This is a genomic window from Paracoccus gahaiensis (genome assembly GCF_005048225.1).
Lineage (GTDB): Bacteria > Pseudomonadota > Alphaproteobacteria > Rhodobacterales > Rhodobacteraceae > Paracoccus > Paracoccus gahaiensis.
On the sequence record NZ_SUNI01000005.1, the window covers coordinates 31,905 to 49,597 of the forward strand.

General features: G+C 69.0%; 16 protein-coding genes. 8 read left to right on the forward strand and 8 right to left on the reverse strand.

Annotated features, from left to right (window positions below; translation table 11 throughout):
- Positions 1–2 precede the first annotated feature (2 nt).
- Positions 3–905, reverse strand: coding sequence for a hypothetical protein (locus FA743_RS07785; protein WP_136885311.1), 903 nt, complete (start codon positions 903–905; stop codon positions 3–5).
- A 103-nt stretch (positions 906–1,008) separates the two neighbouring features.
- Between FA743_RS07785 and hslV the strand changes: the two genes are divergently transcribed.
- The 3 genes from hslV (at position 1,009) to FA743_RS07800 (ending at position 3,217) form a co-directional block, all read left to right on the forward strand.
- Entirely contained in the window at positions 1,009–1,563 is a 555-nt protein-coding gene (gene hslV / locus FA743_RS07790) for an ATP-dependent protease subunit HslV (RefSeq protein ID WP_136885312.1), read from the forward strand.
- A 75-nt stretch (positions 1,564–1,638) separates the two neighbouring features.
- Positions 1,639–2,946: an ATP-dependent protease ATPase subunit HslU gene (hslU, locus tag FA743_RS07795; protein ID WP_136885313.1), complete on the forward strand. Its 1,308-nt coding sequence runs from the start codon at positions 1,639–1,641 to the stop codon at positions 2,944–2,946.
- Positions 2,947–3,037: 91 nt separating this feature from the next.
- Entirely contained in the window at positions 3,038–3,217 is a 180-nt protein-coding gene (locus tag FA743_RS07800; protein ID WP_136885314.1) for a PLDc N-terminal domain-containing protein, read from the forward strand.
- 86 nt (positions 3,218–3,303) lie between these two features.
- Here FA743_RS07800 and FA743_RS07805 read toward each other — a convergent pair whose 3' ends face one another.
- On the reverse strand, positions 3,304–3,930 hold the full coding sequence (locus FA743_RS07805; RefSeq protein ID WP_136885315.1) for a Smr/MutS family protein: 627 nt from the start codon (positions 3,928–3,930) through the stop codon (positions 3,304–3,306).
- Positions 3,930–4,586, reverse strand: coding sequence for a Tim44/TimA family putative adaptor protein (locus FA743_RS07810; RefSeq protein WP_136885316.1), 657 nt, complete (start codon positions 4,584–4,586; stop codon positions 3,930–3,932). Before FA743_RS07810 ends, FA743_RS07805 begins: the two co-directional genes overlap by 1 nt.
- A gap of 109 nt (positions 4,587–4,695) precedes the next feature.
- On the opposite strand from FA743_RS07810, the gene FA743_RS07815 reads away from it, so the two are divergent.
- From FA743_RS07815 to FA743_RS07825, 3 genes are read left to right on the forward strand one after another with little or no spacing between them, the layout of a single operon-like run.
- The gene (locus FA743_RS07815) at positions 4,696–5,256 is read left to right on the forward strand and encodes an FxsA family protein (RefSeq protein WP_136885317.1); all 561 of its coding nucleotides are present in this window, start codon (positions 4,696–4,698) and stop codon (positions 5,254–5,256) included.
- A gap of 58 nt (positions 5,257–5,314) precedes the next feature.
- A complete protein-coding gene (secB, locus tag FA743_RS07820) occupies positions 5,315–5,860 on the forward strand; it encodes a protein-export chaperone SecB (RefSeq protein WP_136885318.1) in 546 nt (181 codons plus the stop codon).
- Between the two features lie 5 nt (positions 5,861–5,865).
- A complete protein-coding gene (locus FA743_RS07825) occupies positions 5,866–6,474 on the forward strand; it encodes an HD domain-containing protein (RefSeq protein WP_136885319.1) in 609 nt (202 codons plus the stop codon).
- A gap of 77 nt (positions 6,475–6,551) precedes the next feature.
- Here FA743_RS07825 and FA743_RS07830 read toward each other — a convergent pair whose 3' ends face one another.
- The 3 genes from FA743_RS07830 to FA743_RS07840 all read right to left on the reverse strand — a co-directional run bounded on the left by FA743_RS07830 (position 6,552) and on the right by FA743_RS07840 (position 8,201).
- Positions 6,552–6,863 carry an H-NS histone family protein gene (locus FA743_RS07830; protein ID WP_136885320.1) on the reverse strand — a complete coding sequence of 104 codons (312 nt, stop codon included), beginning with the start codon at positions 6,861–6,863 and terminating at the stop codon, positions 6,552–6,554.
- An 81-nt stretch (positions 6,864–6,944) separates the two neighbouring features.
- Positions 6,945–7,496 carry an ActR/PrrA/RegA family redox response regulator transcription factor gene (locus FA743_RS07835; protein WP_136885321.1) on the reverse strand — a complete coding sequence of 184 codons (552 nt, stop codon included), beginning with the start codon at positions 7,494–7,496 and terminating at the stop codon, positions 6,945–6,947.
- 81 nt (positions 7,497–7,577) lie between these two features.
- Entirely contained in the window at positions 7,578–8,201 is a 624-nt protein-coding gene (locus FA743_RS07840; protein ID WP_136885322.1) for an SCO family protein, read from the reverse strand.
- An 89-nt stretch (positions 8,202–8,290) separates the two neighbouring features.
- Between FA743_RS07840 and FA743_RS07845 the strand changes: the two genes are divergently transcribed.
- Entirely contained in the window at positions 8,291–9,607 is a 1,317-nt protein-coding gene (locus FA743_RS07845) for an ActS/PrrB/RegB family redox-sensitive histidine kinase (protein WP_246054885.1), read from the forward strand.
- A gap of 70 nt (positions 9,608–9,677) precedes the next feature.
- A complete protein-coding gene (locus FA743_RS07850; protein ID WP_246054886.1) occupies positions 9,678–11,285 on the forward strand; it encodes a PAS-domain containing protein in 1,608 nt (535 codons plus the stop codon).
- Between the two features lie 30 nt (positions 11,286–11,315).
- On the opposite strand, the gene FA743_RS07855 is transcribed toward FA743_RS07850, so the two are convergent.
- A complete protein-coding gene (locus tag FA743_RS07855) occupies positions 11,316–15,797 on the reverse strand; it encodes a translocation/assembly module TamB domain-containing protein (protein ID WP_136885324.1) in 4,482 nt (1,493 codons plus the stop codon).
- Positions 15,797–17,677, reverse strand: coding sequence for an autotransporter assembly complex protein TamA (locus tag FA743_RS07860; RefSeq protein ID WP_136885325.1), 1,881 nt, complete (start codon positions 17,675–17,677; stop codon positions 15,797–15,799). Before FA743_RS07860 ends, FA743_RS07855 begins: the two co-directional genes overlap by 1 nt.
- Positions 17,678–17,693: the final 16 nt, after the last annotated feature.

The following is a 17,693-nucleotide window of genomic DNA, read 5'->3' on the forward strand; positions in this document are numbered from 1 at the left end:
CCTCAGACGGGCCAGCCGCCTTTTCTCATGGCCGCCAGCAGCCGCTCGTCGGCATCGGGGGCCATCATGTCCAGGCTGGTGCGGCGCAGGAACCAGTCGAGATATTTCGCGGTCTGCGGCGCGTGATCGGGGGCGCGGGCCAGCGCCTTGTCGGCGCCAAGCCGCCCCGCATTCAGCGCGATATGGTGAAAGTCGCTTTGCGCATAGAGGACGACCGGCTTGCCCAGGATCAGCCCGTCGAAGCCGACCGCGCTGTTCTGCGTCACCACGAAGGCGCAGTCGCGCAGCCGGGCGGCAGTGTCGCCGCCGATGGTCACATTGCCATAGGCGCGGGCCAGCCAGTCCAGGGCGGCGCGATCCTCGTCGTCATAGACCTCCTTGGGATGCAGGGTGACGATGCAGGGGCGGCCGGTCGCGGCGGCATCGCGGATCATCTGCAGCGGGCTGGCCGACTGGAAGCTGCGCTGGCGGCGGATATGGCCCTGCAGCGGGATCAGGATGTGATCGCCGCGTTCGGGCGCGGGGCCCGGCAGCACGCGATTGCGCAGCCTCTGGACGAAGTCGCGCGCGGGTTCTGCCTCGATCCGCGACGGCTCGAACCGGGTCAGGGCGACCGGCCAGCGCCAGCGCTCGGCCTCGCGCTCCAGCCGCCAGTAGGGGAAGTGATAGGCCAGGCGGAAGGTCAGCGCCCGGTCATGGGTCGGGCGTTCCATGTTGTAGAGCGCATAGCCCGGGCGTCCCGGCGCCTCGGCCCGGGGGCCGGTGCCCGAGGGGCGCACCTCGACCCGCCAGCCGCGCGGCGCCAGGAGCGCCCGGATGCGGTTGAGAAAGCCCAGCTTGCCCGCCCGCGCTGTGTGCAGGATCGGCGGATGCAGATAGACGGTCAGCAGCAGATCGGCGGTCATGGCGCGACGCTAGGGCGGGACGGGTCGGGTTTCAATGGGTTGCATGGCCTGCCCGGCATCCATATCTGCGCATGGACAATGAATGATGAACGGAGCAGGCCCCATGGCAGAGGACAGATTTCCCGGCTGGCACGGCACGACGATCTTGGCGGTGCGCCGGGGCGGCAAGGTGGTCGTCGCGGGCGACGGGCAGGTCAGCGTCGGCCAGACGGTGATGAAGGGCAGCGCCCGCAAGGTGCGCCGCCTGTCCCCCGGCGGGCGCGACGTGGTGGTGGGCTTTGCCGGCTCGACCGCCGACGCCTTCACCCTCCTGGAGCGGCTGGAGAAGAAGCTGGAGGCCGCGCCCGGCCAGCTGCAGCGCGCCTGCGTGGATCTGGCCAAGGACTGGCGCATGGACAAGTACCTGCGCAATCTGGAGGCCATGCTGATCGTGACCGACGGGGTTGATCTGCTGGTCGTGACCGGCGCGGGCGACGTGCTGGAGCCGGAGCATGACGTGGCGGCCATCGGCTCGGGCGGCAACTTCGCGCTGGCGGCTGCGCGCGGGCTGCTGGAAAGCGACTTGGATGCCGAGGCGATCGCCCGCACGGCGATGGCGATCGCGGCGGATATCTGCGTCTATACCAATGGGCGGCTGACGGTCGAGACCATCGGTTGATGGGTATTTGGACAAAGAAGAAGGGGCGCGCGGTGCCTGGCGCCAAACCCCATGACCCCGTGACCGGAGAGAAGCATGAGTGACCTGACCCCCCGCGAGATCGTGTCCGAACTGGACCGGTTCATCATCGGGCAGACCGATGCCAAGCGCGCCGTCGCCGTGGCGATGCGCAACCGCTGGCGCCGCAAGCAGCTGGGGGACGATCTGCGCGACGAGGTCTATCCCAAGAACATCCTGATGATCGGCCCCACCGGCGTCGGCAAGACCGAGATCAGCCGGCGCCTGGCGAAGCTGGCCAACGCGCCCTTCATCAAGGTCGAGGCGACCAAGTTCACCGAGGTCGGCTATGTCGGGCGCGATGTCGAGCAGATCATCCGCGATCTGGTCGACGCCTCGGTCATCGACACGCGCGAGCGCATGCGCGAGGCCGTCAAGGCGCGCGCCCACAAGGCTGCCGAGGAGCGGGTCGTCGAGGCCTTGGCCGGCAAGGATGCCCGCGACGGCACCCGCCAGATGTTCCGCGACAAGCTGAAGCGCGGCGAGCTGGACGACACCATCATCGAGCTGGAGGTGCAGGACACCTCGAACCCCCTGGGCGGGATGGAGATGCCGGGCCAGCCGGGCCAGCCTCTGGGCGGGATGATGGATCTGTCGGGGCTGATGAAGGCCTTTGGCGGGCGGCGGGTGCGGCGCAAGATCGCCGTGTCGGAAAGCTATGACCTGCTGATCGCGGAAGAGGCCGACAAGCTTCTGGACGACGACGCGGTCAAGGCGGCGGCGCTGGAGGCGGTGCAGGAGAGCGGCATCGTCTTCATCGACGAGATCGACAAGGTCTGCGCACGCTCGGACGCGCGGGGCGGCGATGTCAGCCGCGAGGGGGTGCAGCGCGACCTGCTGCCGCTGATCGAGGGCACCACCGTCAGCACCAAATACGGCGCGGTGCGGACCGATCACATCCTGTTCATCGCCTCGGGGGCGTTCCATGTCGCCAAGCCCTCGGACCTGCTGCCCGAATTGCAGGGCCGCCTGCCGATCCGGGTCGAGCTGCGGGCCCTGACCGAGGAGGATTTCATCCGCATCCTGACCGAGACGGACAATGCCCTGACGCGCCAGTATACCGCGCTGATGGCGACCGAGGGGGTCGACGTCGCCTTCACCCAGGACGGCATCGCCGCGCTGGCCCGGATCGCGGCCGAGGTGAATGCCTCGGTCGAGAATATCGGCGCGCGGCGGCTGTACACGGTGATCGAGCGGGTCTTCGAGGAGCTGTCCTTCAACGCTCCCGACCGCAGCGGGCAGTCGATCAGCGTGGATGCGGGTTTCGTCGAGCAGCATCTGGGCGATCTGTCGCGCTCCCCGGACCTGTCGCGCTATGTGCTCTGATCGGGGGCATCATGGCCGGGGGGCGGTCCGCAGGGGAACCCCGGGCCGGCATGCGGTGTTGGCCCGCTGAACGCATAAGGGGACGGCTTCCATGGGTTGGCTATTCAGCATCATCATCTTTATCTTGGATGTCTGGGCCATCGCCCAGATCATCAACACGAACGTCGCGACACGCACCAAGATCCTGTGGATCCTGCTGATCGTGATCCTGCCGGTTCTGGGCCTGATCATCTGGTATTTCGCCGGACCGAAATCCAACGTTCGGATGTAGCCGGACCCGACCTCGTCACCCGGCCTTGGCCGGGCCCGCCGCAAGGCACAGGCGCGCGCGTCCCGGCAAACGGGGCGCGCGCGTCGTCATGTGAAGCGGCGCAGATAGACGTAATAGGCCCCGTCGCCGCCATGACGGTAATGCGCCGCCGTCACCTGCTGGACGGCAGCGGCCAGAGGCGGGCTGTGCAGCCAGTAGGGCACCTGATGGCGCAGCGCGCCGGGGCGGGTCGGCAAGGGGCCGTGATCTCCGCGCCCCTTGCCGGTGATGACCAGCACCAGCCGCAGCCCGGACCCCTGACAGGACAGGATGAAATGGATCAGTTCGGGATGGGCCGCCGACAGGGTCAGCCCGTGCAGGTCCAGCCGCGCCTCGGGCGCCAGGCGGCCTTGGCTCATCTTGCGATGAACCTTGGCATCCATGCGCAGCCCCGCCTGCGCCAGCCGCTCGGCGGGGGTCGAGGATCGGGCGAGATGGGGCGCGGGGGTGCCCGCCGCCTGGCCGATGCGGAAGCGCGGCAGGGACGCGGCGGCGGCGGCCGCGGTGGACGGCGAGACGGACAGGGATGCCGCCGGGCGGGCCGGCGGCAGGTCGGTCATCTGGGGAAGGTCGGCGGCCTGAACCTTGCGCTTGGGGTCAAGCGGAACGGCGGTCCGGGCCACCCGCGACCACAGATCGCGGTCCTCGGGCGACAGGCCCTTGCGACGTCGCATCAGCCAGTCGCGACAAGCTGCCAGTTCGGGTCGTCCTGACCCATCGGGCGGGCAAAGGTCCACATGTCCTTCTGCTTGCGCGAGACCTTGGGATCGCCCTCGATGACCTTGCCCTCGGCATCGCGGGTCGCGGCGATCAGCTCGCCCACGAAGCGGACCGAGACCTCGGCCATGCCGGTCGCCGGGTCGAACTCGGCCAAGGCCAGGCTGGTGTCGCGGGTGCCCAGATACTGGGCCTGCACGGTCTGGCCGTTGGCGACGCGCTGGTCGATGACCGACTGGAACGCCTCGGCCACGGGATCGGACAGGAAGGGCCGCACCTCGGACAGGTCGCCCCGCTCGAAGGCCATCAGGATCATCTCGTAGGCCTGGCGCGAGCCGCTGAGGAAGTCGCGCAGCCCGAAGGAGGGCTCGGCGCGCTTCATCGCGGCCAAGGCCTCGGCCGAGGGCGATCCCGCCTCGGCATGGTCCAGGATGTCATGGTCGATCTCGTCCGCCGTCCCGTCGATCACCTCGAATCGGGCCGGACGCACCACCGGCTGGTCGACCTGCGGCGGCTCGAAGCCGTCGCGCGTCCCCAGCACGTTGCGCAGTCGCAGGATCAGGAAGATCGCGATCCCGGCAAGGACGATCAGCTGGAGAAGCGGGTTGGACATGCAGGCAACCTCTGGGTCAAACGGGTCGTTGGTATTGGGCGGTCAGTGCATTATGTAGGGAGTGCCTTGGCGCAAGTCCAGTTTCCGCGCAGGCAGAAGGGGAATTCCGATGCGGCTGTTCGCACTGTTTCTTGTGGTCCCGATCATCGAGATCGCGCTGTTCATCCAGGTCGGCGGCCTGATCGGGCTGTGGCCGACGCTGGCCATCGTCGTGCTGACCGCCGTGCTGGGCACGATGCTGATGCGCAGCCAGGGGGCCCATGCCTGGCGCGAGATCCAGCGCAGCTTTCAGGAAATGCGCGATCCGACCGGGCCTTTGGCCCATGGGGTGATGATTCTGGTCGCGGGCATGCTGCTGCTGACGCCGGGCTTTTTCACCGACACGGTCGGCGTCCTGCTGCTGATCCCGCAGGTGCGGGCGGCGGTGATGCGGCAGGTCGGGCGGCGGATCACCGTCACCCGGATGGGCGCGGGATCTGCGACCATGGGCCGCGATCCGCACCGCCCGCCCTATGACGATGGCGTGATCGACGGCGATTACAGCGTGGCCGAGGATGAACCGCGTCCTTCCCGCCCTCCGGTGGACCTGCCGCCCGAGATCGACGACCTGCCGCCGCAGCGCAGCCCCGGTGGACCGGGATCGCGCGGATCGGGCTGGACCCGCCATTGAGGGCGGGCGGGCGGACTGATACAAGCAGGGCCGAATTCGCATCGAAAAGGTAGGACCCATGGCCGAAGATACCCCGCAGAACGGCGCCGCACAGCCGCAGGCCGCCCCGGCGCAGACGCAAGCCGCAGCGCAGCCGCGGATGCAGATCCTGGCCCAGTTCATCCGCGACCTCTCGTTCGAGAACGCGGTGGCCCAGAAGGGCGCGCCCCAAGGCGAGGTCCAGCCCGAGATCACCGTCCAAGTCAGCCTGGATGCACGCAAGCGGGGCTCGGAGACGCAGTTCGAGGTGATCACCAAGTTCCGCGTCACCTCGACCAACAAGGCCGACGGCGCGACGCTGTTCCTGGCCGAGCTGGATTACGGCGGGGTCTTCCAGATCGAGGGCGTGGCCACCGACCAGCTGCACCCCTACCTGATGATCGAATGCCCGCGCATGCTGTTCCCCTATGTCCGGCGCATCATTTCGGACCTGACGCGGGATGGCGGCTTTCCGGCCTTCAACATGGACCCGGTCGATTTCGTCGCCCTTTATCGTCAGGAACTGGCCCGGCGTGCCCAGCAGGCCGCGCAAAGCCAGGTCCCGGCCGACCAGAAGCTGTCCTAGGCCCGATGGCGCCGTCGCCCCGGCGGGCCTGGCAGCGAATGCTGTCGGGCCGCAGGCTGGACCTGCTGGACCCCACGCCCCTCGACATCGAGATCGAGGACATCGCCCACGGCTTGGCCTTCGTGGCGCGCTGGAACGGGCAGACCCGGGGCGACTGGCCCTATTCGGTAGCCGAGCATTCCCTGCTGGTCGAGGAGATCTTCGACCGGCAGGACCCGGGAGGCGATCCCTGCTGGCGTTTGGCCGCGCTGCTGCATGACGCGCCCGAATACGTGATCGGGGACATGATCTCTCCGGTCAAGGCGGCCTTGGGGCGGGAATACGGGGCGATGGATGAGCGGCTGGCCTCGGCCATCCATCGCCGCTTCGGACTGCCGGGCAGCCTGCCCCCGGCGATCAAGAAACGCATCAAGGCCGCCGACCGCATCTCGGCCCGGCTGGAAGCCATCTCGATCGCGGGCTTCGGCGCCGCCGAGGCGCGGCGCCTTTTCCCCGTCCCGGATGCCGCGATGATGGAGGGGCTGACGATCGCCCTGCGCCCGCCCTCGGACAGCCGTCACGCCTATCTGGCGCGGTTCGCCGACCTGATGGCGCTGATTGACGGGCGGATCTGACGGCGCCGGACCGTCCTGCCGGCAGACAGGAAAAAGGGGGCCGCGAAGGGCCCCCTTTTCCTTTTGTCCGAACCGGATCAGATCAGCAGATCGTCCAGTTCCTTGCCGCCATCCAGGCTTTCCTGAACCCATTTGGGTTTGCGGCCCCGGCCGGTCCAGGTCATCGTCGGATCGGTGGGATTGGCATATTTCGGCGCGACCGTGCCCGACCGCTTGGTTTTCGTGCCCGTCAGTTCGGCAAGGTTGAAGCCATGCTCGCGCGCGGCTTCCTCGACGGCGGACATCGCCTCGCGGCGTTTCCGGTCCTCGTAGGAATTGATCGCGCGGTCCAGCTTGACCCGCAGGTCGCGCATTTCCTTGAGGGACATGGTGTCGAAATCAATGCTCATGATGGTGCTTTTCTTTTCCGAGAATTATCTATGTCCTCCGAGATAACCGGAAAACATTAACTCTTCAAGAATGACATATGTTTATCTTGGACCGCGCTTTGCAAGAATGCGCTGAAGCGTGCGGCGATGCATATGCAATCTGCGCGCGGTTTCGCTGACATTTCTTTCGCATTGCTCATAAACCCGCTGAATATGTTCCCACCGCACGCGATCCGCGGACATGGGATTTTCCGGCGGCGGCGGCAGGAATTCGCCGCTGGACAGCAATGCCGACGTCACGTCATTCGCATCCGCAGGTTTTGCCAGATAATCGGTGGCGCCCATCTTGACCGCCGCCACCGCCGTCGCGATGGCGCCGTATCCGGTCAGCACGATGATCCGGGCATCGGCGCGCTTGTCGCGCAGCGCCTCGACCACATCCAGACCGTTCCCGTCCTCCAGCCGCAGATCCACCACCGCATAGGCCGGCGCACGACGTTCGATCAGCCGCATGGCGGCGGCCACCGACAGGGCGGTTTCGCTTTGAAACCCGCGCTTGTCCATCGCCCGGGCCAGGCGAGTCAGGAAGATCTCGTCATCATCGACCAGCAGCAGGGAGGGGTCAGAGCCGATCTGTGTGTTCATGTCATCCATTTCAGGCCCTTTGGGTCGGGAAAACTGCGATTTAAATGGGCTGCCTGTCCGGGAATATCAAACCCCATGCGACAAACTGCCTTAACTGGCTGCGTCGATATGACAGGCCACCGTCTCGGCCATCACCTCGGGCGGAGTATCGCGCGAAAAGAACTCGACGGTTTGTTCACCCGGCATGACCAGATAGGTATTCGTCATGTGGTCGACCAGGTAATATTCCTGATCCTCGGCATCGTTCGCCTTGTAGTAATTGCGCCAACCCTTGTTGACTGCGGCGATTTCCTCGTCGGTTCCGGTCAGCCCGATCATGTCGTCGGAAAACAGGCTGGTATAATCGGACAGAACCTCGGGCGTGTCGCGACGCGGATCGACGGTGATGAAAACGGTCTGCACTTCGCGCCCGCCCTCGTCGACCTGGGCTGCGGCCTCGGCATTGCGGGCGCTGTCCAGCGGGCAGACATCGGGGCAGAAGGTATAGCCGAAATACAGAAGCGAGGGCTTGTCGAAGACCTCGGCCGAGGTCACGCGCTGCCCGTCCTGCCGCGTCAGGGTGAACTCGGTCCCGAAGGCGTCCATTCCCCCCGCGACGGTGCTGGCGCTGCAGCCGGACGCGGCCCCGCCCTGCTGGGTCAGGAACAGGGCCCCGCCCGCCAGCAGGCCGATGGCTGCGGCAGAGCCGATCAGCAGGATCTTGCGGTCGCCCATGGCGGACCTCCTTCGTGTCAAATGCGCGCATTGATCGCTTATCCCCGCGCGGGTATCAAGATCAGGCAATGTCGCATCGAGGACCCTTGATGATCGCATCCGAGGTCCTGCAGGATCTGACCCCGATCGAGACGCCCAAGGCGGAACCGATCCGCATGCGCACGCTGGTGCATCTGCGCTGGTTCGCGATCGGCGGGCAGATGGCGGCGGTGGTGGTGGCCTGGTCCATGGGCATCGGATTCCCCAAGACGCCGATCATCCTGCTGATCGCGGCGTCCATCACCATGAACCTGTGGCTGTTCCTGCGCCCGCCCAAGCGGACCTCGGCCGGCCGGGCCGTGGGACAGCTGAGCTTCGATCTGGTGCAGATCTCGACGCTGATGGCGCTTACCGGGGGGATGGCCAATCCCTTCGCGCTGCTGGTGCTGGCGCCGGTGACCATCGCCGCCGCCTCGCTGAACGCCCGGCAGGTGCTGGCCCTGGGGCTGGCGACGGTGGCGCTGATCTCGGTCGCGGCGGTCTTCGGCGTGCCCTTGCGCGAGCCGGGGGGCGAGATCCTGCGGATGGAGCCGATCCTGGCGCTTGGCCACTGGGTCGCGCTGGTCATCGGCGTCGTGTTCTTCGCGGGCTATGCGCATCGGGTCACGGCGGAACTGTCGGACACCTCGGGCGCGCTGTTTGCCACTCAGATGGCGCTGTCGCGCGAACAGCGGCTGCAGCATCTGGGCGGCGTCGTCGCGGCGGCCGCGCACGAGATGGGCACCCCCCTGGCCACCATCAAGCTGATCGCCGGAGAGCTGGCGGACGAGCTGAAGGACGACCCCGACCTGCATGCCGATGCCATCGCGCTGCGCGTGGCCGCCGACCGCTGCGCCGCGATCCTGCGCAGCATGGGGCGGGCCGGCAAGGACGACCTGCACATGCGCGCGGCCCCCCTGCGCGCCGTGCTGGAGGATGCCGCCCAGCCCCATGCCGATCGCGGCCCGCTGATCGAGATCCATGCCCAGGGCCCCATCGTGCGCCGCGATCCCGCCATCATCCACGCCTTGCGCAACCTGATCCAGAACGCCGTCGATTTCGCCGAAAGCCGCGTGGTGATCGAGACGCAGGTGACCCAGGGCGCGCTGGTCGTGACGGTGCGCGACGACGGGCCGGGCTATCCGGTGCAGTTGCTGTCGCGGATCGGCGATCCCTACCTGACCCGCCGCGCCGAGGCGCAGCGCGGCAGCTACGAGGGGATGGGGCTGGGCCTCTTCATCGCCAAGACGCTGCTCGAACGCTCGGGTGCGCGGCTGACCTTCGCCAATGGCGGCCCGGGGGCGGTGGTGTCGGTGCGCTGGCCGCTGGACCGCATCCGCGCCGAGGATCGCATCGCCCTGGCGCACAACCCGAACTTCGAACCATGATCATCTTAACCGCATTTTAATCCTGTATTGTCTATGCTGGCCCGAACGTCTGAGTCGAAATGGGGCGGTCGTGAATATTCAGGGTGCGGCATTGGTTGGGACGGCGGTCCTGTGCGGGACCATCTCGGTGCTGCTGGCCGTGATCGCGATCCGCCTGTGGGACCGGGCCGGAATCCGGATGGGCGGGGGCCGGGGCGCCGCGCCGGCGCTGGAGGGGCAGGTCGAACCGATCATCTTCCTGTTCCGCGGCACCGTCCTGATCGACGCGACCCCCCCGGCCCGCGCGCTTCTGGACCGGATCGGCGGGTCCCAGGACGACTGGACGCGCCTGATGCGCTGGATCGGTCCCCGCTTTCCCGAGGCGCCGGACCGACTGGCCCAACTGTCCCGCCGCGCCCGGGTCGAGGTTCTGGGCCGGGAGGGGCAGGGCAGCGCGACCCTGCGCCTCGTGGCCCAGGATCTGACCGACGGGATCTGGCGGCTGACGGTCTCGGATCCCGCTGCAGACCATGCCGGGATCGTGATCGATTCGATGTCTCTTCAGGCGATGGAGGAGGAATTGCACCTGCTGCGCGGCGCGCTGGACCAGACCCCCATGCTGGTCTGGCGGCTTGATCCCGACGACCGCGTGACCTGGGCCAATGGCGCCTATCTGCGCCGGGCCGAGGCGCAGGGCGATGGCGCGATCGGCTGGCCCCTGCCCCGCCTTCTGGACGTGCCCCGACCCCTGCCGGGCACCGAGCCGGTGACGCGGCGGGCGGCGCTGGAGGATCGCGGCATCGCCTCGTGGTACGACTGCCACAGCCACCGCATGGGCGATCACATCATGATGTTCGCCCTGCCCGCCGATGCCGCCGTGCGGGCCGAACGCAGCCTGCGCGAATTCGTCCAGACCCTGACCAAGACCTTTGCCGACCTTCCGATCGGGCTGGCGATCTTTGACCAGGGGCGCAAGCTGCAGCTGTTCAACCCGGCGCTGATCGACCTGACCAGCCTGCCCACGGGCTTTCTGACCGCGCGCCCCTCGCTGGTCGACTTTCTCGACCAGCTGCGCGAACAGCGCATGGTGCCCGAGCCCAAGGATTATCGCAGCTGGCGCCAGCACATGGCCAATCTGGAAACCGCCGCCGCCACCGGCCATCACGTCGAGACCTGGTCCCTGCCCGGCGGCCAGACCTATCGGGTCACCGGCCGTCCCCATCCCGATGGCGCCGTGGCCTTCCTGTTCGAGAACATCACGACCGAGATTTCGGTCACCCGCAGGTTCCGGGCCGAACTGCTGCTGGGCGCGCAGGTGCTGGACGGGCTGGACGATGCGCTGGCGGTCTTTGCCGCGACGGGCCAACTGGTGCTGAGCAACCAGGCCTATCGCAGCCTCTGGGGTCCGCCCCCCGCCAGCCTGTCCGACGCGATCGCGGGATGGGAGGCGATGAGCGCCGCCAGCCCCGGCCTGTCCACCCTGCGCGGCGCGCTGACCTTGAGCGAAGGCCCCTCCTCCAGCACCCGGTCCAGCGGCACGATGACCGGACCACAGGGGCAATCCCTGGGATGGACGGTCATCGACCTGTCGGGCGGACGACGCATGCTGCGGTTCTGGACCGCCTCGGCCCAATCGCAGATGCCCGAGGCGACATCGCCCCCCCTGCGCGCGCTCTCCGCCACCCGGACCGCCGAGTGATGCCGGGCCGGACCGGGGCCGGCGCTGCCATCAGTAGTCGCGCTCGAAGAACAGCCCGAGCGAGCTGCCGCCGTCGCTGCCCACCGATCCCCGCGCCCGCAGAGATCGCGTGATGTCCAGATTGAGGTTGATCGAGGTGCGGCCCCCTTCGCCGACGGACAGGTCGGTATAGACGTTCTCGGTCAGATAGCGCCCCGCCCGCAGCTCAATATTGCCCTCGTCGTCGGTGGTCAGGTCCAGATCGTCCAGGCCCGCGCTTTCGCGCAGGTTGCCGATGATCCCGTCGCCGCCCCGCCCCGCCAGGACCGCGATGGCATTGGCCAGCTGCGCCGCCTGCAGCGGGCTGATGCTGTCCAGCCCGCGACCGAAGAGCAGCTGCGACAGCACCTCCTCCTGCGGCAGTTCAGGCGAGGATTCGAAGGTGATCTCGGGGTCGCGGACCTCGCCGTCGATGATGATGCGGGTGGTGATGCTGTCGCGCTCGGTCTCGGCCACCAGGCGGATGACCGGGATCAGGCTGCCCTGCAGCTCGACCAAGCCCTCGGTCAACACGAAGCGGTTGCCCAGCAGATCGACCCGGCCCCGGATCAGTTCCAGATTGCCGATCGGCACGACGTTGCGCGGCGTGCCGGTGATGCGGAAGCCGCCGCCCAGTTCGGCATCGACGCCCCGACCCCGGATGAAGACCCGGCTTGGCGCGGTGATGACCAGATCCAGCCGCGGCGGATCGGCCGGCGGCGTGGCGGGCGGCCCCGACAGGCCCGCCTCCTGCGCTGCCTGGCTGGGATAGCCCTCCAGCCCCGCCCGCGCCCGCGTGGCCCGGACCGGCGGGCGCTGGCTGCCCACATGGGTGATGTCGGGAATGGCCCGCGCGCCGCCGAGGCCCGTGGAGGGGATGCGGATCTCGGTCTCGCCCAGGGCGATCTGGCCCGCGATCAGCTGCCCCGCCGCCTGCGAGCCGCTGAAGCGGACATTGCCGGTCACGCTGGTCTCGTACAGATTGGGGTCGCGCAGGACCACCTCGGCCAGCACGACGGCAATGTCGACGGCGCCGTTCGACAGATCGACCGGCCCGTTCAGCGTCACGCGCCCCCCGGCCGAGACATTCGCCGCCCCGTCGATCTGCAGCCGACCGCCCTGAAATCCGGCGGTCACGTCGATCGCCTCCAGCCGCAGGCCCAGCCCCGGATCGGCCAGCTGCCCGTTCTGCAGCCGCACCTGCCCCGACAGGGCCTGCAGCGAGGGCGCGCCCTGCAGCCGCAGATCGATCGCCAGTTGCCCCGAGACGCTGCGGGTGCGCAGGGTCGTGTTGGCCAAGGCCGAATCGGCGCTGCCGGTGATCGCCAGATCGGTGGTCGATCCGTCCCGCGCCGCCGTGCCGGCGATCGCCAACTCGGTGCTGCCCGGGGCGGTGGCCCGCAGATCCAGCGCGAAGTTCGGCCCCTGTTCGCGCACGGTGCCGGTCACGGCGACCGCACCGGGGAATTCCGGAACGATCAGGCCCAGATCGGCCAGCCGCGCTTGCAGGTTGATGCCCGAGGCGGGTGCCCCGTCCGCCGTCACCTGCAGCTGCGGATTGGTCACGTTGAGGCGCTGGACAGAGAGCCCCTCGGCCCCCTGGCTGGCGGCCAGATCGAAGCTGGTCTGCCCCGCCAGGATCGGATCGACCTGAGGCTGGCCGACCGATAGGCCATTGGCCTGGCCCGTCGTCTCGATCCGGCGGGTGGTGCCGTCATCGGTCAGCCGGGCCTCGGCCGAGACCGCGCCGCTGATGCCATTGCCCAGAAAGCGCAGATCGACCGCCTCCAGATCGACCGCGACATCCGTCGCATCCGCGCCGACCTGGCCCGTCGCGCTGGCGGTCAGGCGGGGGTTTTCCACCTGCGCCGTCTGGATGGTGAAGATGCCGTCCTGTTCGGTGCCGGTGACGGCCAGCCGGGTCTCTCCGGCCAGCGCGCCATCGACCTGCGCCTGCCCGAAGGACAGGTCGCGCCCGGTTCCGGTCAGCTCGAGCTGCCGCAGGCCGTCGCCGGCCTCGCGGAAACTGCCCTGCGCCTGCAGGCTGCCGCGCCAGCCGGGCCCGAAGGGCGCCAGCGAGGCCACGTCGACATCGCCGGTCAGGTCCGTGACGCCCTCGCCATAGACGCCCTGCACGACCGCCCGAAGCTGATCGTTCGTCAGCCGACCGTCCGAGATCGTGATGACGCCATCGCGTTCCGACGCCTGGAAGGCCAGTTGCGTCGTGCCGGTCAGCGCGCCATCGGCCGCCGCCTGACCAAGCGACAGGTCCTGCCCGCTGCCGGTGACGTCGATCAGCCGCGCCCCGTCCTCTTCGGTCAGGGTCGCGCGGGCCTCGAACCCGCCCGACCAGTCGGCGCGGATCGAGGACAGGTCGGCGACCGCCACCTGCGCCACCGCATCCAGCGCGCCTTGGGCAAAGCTGCCTTGGGCCTCGGCGTTCAGCTGCGGGTTGGTCAGGCTGAAATCCTGCAGCTCGAAGCCCTCGGGCGACTGCTGGGCAGAGAGCGCCAGCTGCGTCTGGCCGCCAAGGGCGTTGTCCAGCGCCTCGATGCCGATGCGCAGGTCTTGGGTCTGGCCCGAGACGGTGACGCTCCGGGCATCCTGCGGACCGGTCAGCGCCGCCTCAGCCTCCAGCGCGCCGCCGAAATCGGGGCCGGCATCGGCCAGCGAGGGCATCGAGATGCGTGCCTGCAGGGTGCTGTCGGTGCTGCTGACCAGACCCTGAGCGGTCGCGGTCAGGCGGTTGGCATCGATGCGGAAATCCTCGATCTCCAGCCCCAGCTCGTCGCGCCGCGCCTGCAGCAGGATGTCCGAGGCCCCGCCCAGCAGCGGGTCCAGCTGCGGTTGATTCAGCGTGATGTCGCGCCCGGTGATGCGGGCGTCGATGTCGAAGCTGTCGTTCAGAAGGATGTAATAGCCCTCGACCGTGGCATCCGCGGCCCCGGTCAGCGGGCGGCCCGCCACCCCCGAGAGCCGCGCCAGATCAGTATAGCGCGCGCCGGCATCCACCGACAAAGTGATGCCGCTGCTGAGGCCCGAGACCAGGAAATTGCCGTCCAGCCCGTAATCGGACCCCCTCACCCGCAGGTTCGTGATGTCCAGCGCATTGCCGGGCGTGAAGTTGAAGCCGGTCCGCCCGGCGATCCCCGCGCCCACGGCCTGCGCCAGGTCGGCATCGTCGAAGGCCAGGTCGCTGACGTCGAAATCGATCGCGCCGATCACCTCGGACAGGGCGCCATCGTCCAGGAACACCTGTCCGCGCCCCGCCAGATCCAGAGCACCCAGGGCGACACCGTCCAGGGTCAGCGCGCCCACGCGGCCATCCAGCCGCCAGCCGTCGCTTTGCGCGGCATCGTAATCCAGCGACAGGCGGCCGGTCTCGACCGTCGTCTCGGGCCCTGCGAAGGGCAGCGGGACCGGCACCTGCGCGGCCCCGGCATCCTGCCCAAGGGTCATCTGCAGTTCGGCGCGCTGCGGGGCGGACAGGTCGTTGGTCGACAGCGATCCGGCGATGCGCAGCGCCTCGGTGCGGATGTCCAGCACGGGGATCTCCAGCCGCCCGGTCTCGGCCCGCCAGCCCTCGGCCAGCAGCTGCGTGTCGCGGCCGAAGAAGGCGCGATCCTCGGGGCGCAGCAGCGTGGCCACGTCGCCGCCCAGCTGGAACCGGAAGCCGGTGCCCGGCGTGCCATCCTCGCCGGTGCGGCCCGAGGCGCTGACCTGCCCGGTGATCCGGGGCTGGCCGTCGGTCGCCAGCCGGATGTCGGCGGCAAAGTCGCGGATCTGCCCCTCGCCGCTGATCTGGGCGGTGACGGCGGGGCGGTCGTGGACGCCGACCAGGTTGACCAGCAGGCCGTCGGCGGCCTCGTCCAAGCCCAGGTTCAGGCGCAGCACCTCTGTCTCGTTGCTGTAGCCCGCGTCCAGCACGAACTGGCCGCGTGGCCCGTCCAGCCGGTCGATGGTCAGCTGGGCCTCGCCCTCGCCGCCCTCCAGGCTGAAGCCGCCCGCGATGCGCAGCGCCGCCTCGACGCCGATCACCGGCTGGCCCAGCTCGACGCGCTCGACGGTGATCTGGTCGATGTTCAGGGACACGGGCAGTTCGGGCAGCGCGAAGACCGGCGCCTCGGCCTGAACGGCGGTTTCCTCGCCCTGCGGCAGGCGGGGCAGGATGATCTCGGCGGCGGACAGTTCGGCGATCTCGACCCGGCGGCGCAGCAGGGCCGAGCGGTTCCACTGGATCGCCCCGTCGCGCAGGGTCAGCCACGCGCCCTCGTCATCCGAGATGCGCATCTCGGTGAAGGTCGCGCGCGAGGACAGCGCGCCCTCGAAGCCCTCGATCACCACCTGGCGCCCGGCACCCGACAGGTTGCGTTCCAGAAGCCCGGTCAGGAAGCCGCGGTCGTCATCGGCCCCGGTCGTCAGATCGGACAGCCCCTGGGCCAGCACGGCCAACGGAAACAGCAGGGCGGCGAGGATGATCCAGAACTTGCGCATCAGAATGCCTGCCCCAATCCAAGGTAAAGTTGCACGCCGCTGCCGGTGTCGCCGCTGACCGGCCCCGCGACGTCGAAGCGCAGCGGCCCGATCGGCGTGTCATAGCGCAGGCCCAGGCCCGCGCCCGCATGGTCGTCGGTGTCGCCGCCGAAGCTGCCCTCGGTCCAGACCTGTCCGTAATCGGCAAAGGCCACCAGCCCGATATTCTCGCGGACCTGAAAGCGGACCTCGGCGGTGGCGCTGGCCACCGACAGGCCGCCGGTCTTGATCGGCACGCCGCCGGGACCGGCGATCTCCTCGACCCCGAGCGACTGGTAGGGATGGCCCCGCACCGTGCCGCCCCCGCCCGAGAAGAACAGGTAGTTGCGCGGCGTCGTCTCGATATCGGTGCCGAAGACCGACCCGGCCCGCGCCCGGCCCGCCAAGGTGAAGCGGTCATCCGCCCCGAACGACCGGTAGGCGCGGCCCTCGCCCAGGGCCCGAAAGCCCGAGCTGGTGCCGTCGAAACCCGAGAAGGGCGTGGCCTCGCCGGACAGGTAGAAGCCGCTTTTCGCGTTGTTCTGGTCGTCGCGGCGGTCCCAGATCACGTCCATCGGCAGGGCCAGCACCTTGAAGTCGGTGCGGCCATTGGCGTCGAAGACGCGCGAATACTGGTATTCCAGCGCGATGTCGGCGGTCAGGCGGTCGCTGAAGATGTGGGTGGCGCCGAAGCCGAGCGTGACGGTATCCTCGTCATAATCCTCCTCGCGCATCTGGGCGACCTCGGCCTCGACATAGGCGGTGGTGTCGGCGGTGATCGTGGCGGGACGGTCCAGGCGGATGGTCAGCTCGTCGTCGCGGTCGCTGGTCTCGGACCCGATGTCCTTGATCTGGCCGTCGATGCGCAGGCGTTCGCCCCCGCCCAGCAGGTTGCGGTGCATCCAGTAGGCCGAGACCAGCGCCCCGTCGAGGGTCGAGACCTCGAACCCCGCGCCGATGCGGCGGGGGGCCTGCTCGACGACGGTCAGGTCCATGTCCAGCGTGTTGCCGGGGCTGAGGGTGTCGGCCTCCTGCAGGGTGATGGCCGAAAAGATGCCGGTCCGGCGCAGGCGCGTGCGCACCGTCTCCAGTTCCTCGGGGTCGAAGCGGGTGCCCTCGGGATAGCCCGCGATCTTGCGCAGGCGGCGTTCGTTCAGGCGCTGGTTGCCGCTGACCGCCATGCGGCCGAAGGTGACGGCGGGGCCGGGCGCCAGGGCGATCCGGCTGTCGACCTGGGCGGCATCGTGATCGGCCACGATCTGCTGATCGCCCACATCGGCCTTGGCATGGCCGTGATTGCGCCAGCCGTCCACGCCCGCCAGCGCCGCGCTGCGCATCAGGCCGGTGCCGGCGATCTCTCCCTGGACATAGTCGGGGGGGATCTCGCTTCCGGGGGCGATGGGTGCGATCTGGGCGCGGGAAAAGCGGAATTCCCGGCCGGGATCGACGGCGACGACGATGCGATCGACCTGCGGCGGGGCGTCCAGCGGCGCGACCTCGGCGGCCTCGACCCCGTCCAGCGTGATGCTGATGGCGGCGTCGTAGAAGCCCTCGTCATACAAGAGGCCCAGCACGCGGGCATAATCGCCCCGCGCCGCCGCCAGAAGATCCTGTCCGGTGGTCCGGTCCTCGTCCAGCGCGCCGGTGATCAGCAGGGACTGGCGGATGCGCCGGGTCAGGGCGCCATCCTCGCCCCCCTCGTCGCCCGAGACCCGCAGGTCCAGATCGACCGGCCCCTCGGACCGGCTGCCGCCGCCGAAGAGGCCCGAGAAGGGCGACGAGCTTTGCGCCAGCGCCGTGCCGACGCCCGCGCCGCCAAGCGCCACCCCGGCCACCAGGAGTGCCTTGAAATATGCCTGCATCGCGCCTGCCCCGTTC

Excerpts from the sequence above, each read along its gene's own strand:
- FA743_RS07855 (WP_136885324.1), bottom strand. The coding sequence starts at position 15,797 with ATGCGCAAGTTCTGGATCATCCTCGCCGCCCTGCTGTTTCCGTTGGCC.
- FA743_RS07845 (WP_246054885.1), top strand. The coding sequence starts at position 8,291 with ATGATCGCATCCGAGGTCCTGCAGGATCTGACCCCGATCGAGACGCCC.
- FA743_RS07825 (WP_136885319.1), top strand. The coding sequence starts at position 5,866 with ATGGCGCCGTCGCCCCGGCGGGCCTGGCAGCGAATGCTGTCGGGCCGC.
- FA743_RS07835 (WP_136885321.1), bottom strand. The coding sequence starts at position 7,496 with ATGGATGACATGAACACACAGATCGGCTCTGACCCCTCCCTGCTGCTG.
- FA743_RS07800 (WP_136885314.1), top strand. The coding sequence starts at position 3,038 with ATGGGTTGGCTATTCAGCATCATCATCTTTATCTTGGATGTCTGGGCC.
- FA743_RS07830 (WP_136885320.1), bottom strand. The coding sequence starts at position 6,863 with ATGAGCATTGATTTCGACACCATGTCCCTCAAGGAAATGCGCGACCTG.
- hslU (WP_136885313.1), top strand. The coding sequence starts at position 1,639 with ATGAGTGACCTGACCCCCCGCGAGATCGTGTCCGAACTGGACCGGTTC.
- FA743_RS07840 (WP_136885322.1), bottom strand. The coding sequence starts at position 8,201 with ATGGGCGACCGCAAGATCCTGCTGATCGGCTCTGCCGCAGCCATCGGC.
- FA743_RS07785 (WP_136885311.1), bottom strand. The coding sequence starts at position 905 with ATGACCGCCGATCTGCTGCTGACCGTCTATCTGCATCCGCCGATCCTG.
- FA743_RS07860 (WP_136885325.1), bottom strand. The coding sequence starts at position 17,677 with ATGCAGGCATATTTCAAGGCACTCCTGGTGGCCGGGGTGGCGCTTGGC.
- hslV (WP_136885312.1), top strand. The coding sequence starts at position 1,009 with ATGGCAGAGGACAGATTTCCCGGCTGGCACGGCACGACGATCTTGGCG.
- FA743_RS07805 (WP_136885315.1), bottom strand. The coding sequence starts at position 3,930 with ATGCGACGTCGCAAGGGCCTGTCGCCCGAGGACCGCGATCTGTGGTCG.
- secB (WP_136885318.1), top strand. The coding sequence starts at position 5,315 with ATGGCCGAAGATACCCCGCAGAACGGCGCCGCACAGCCGCAGGCCGCC.
- FA743_RS07815 (WP_136885317.1), top strand. The coding sequence starts at position 4,696 with ATGCGGCTGTTCGCACTGTTTCTTGTGGTCCCGATCATCGAGATCGCG.
- FA743_RS07810 (WP_136885316.1), bottom strand. The coding sequence starts at position 4,586 with ATGTCCAACCCGCTTCTCCAGCTGATCGTCCTTGCCGGGATCGCGATC.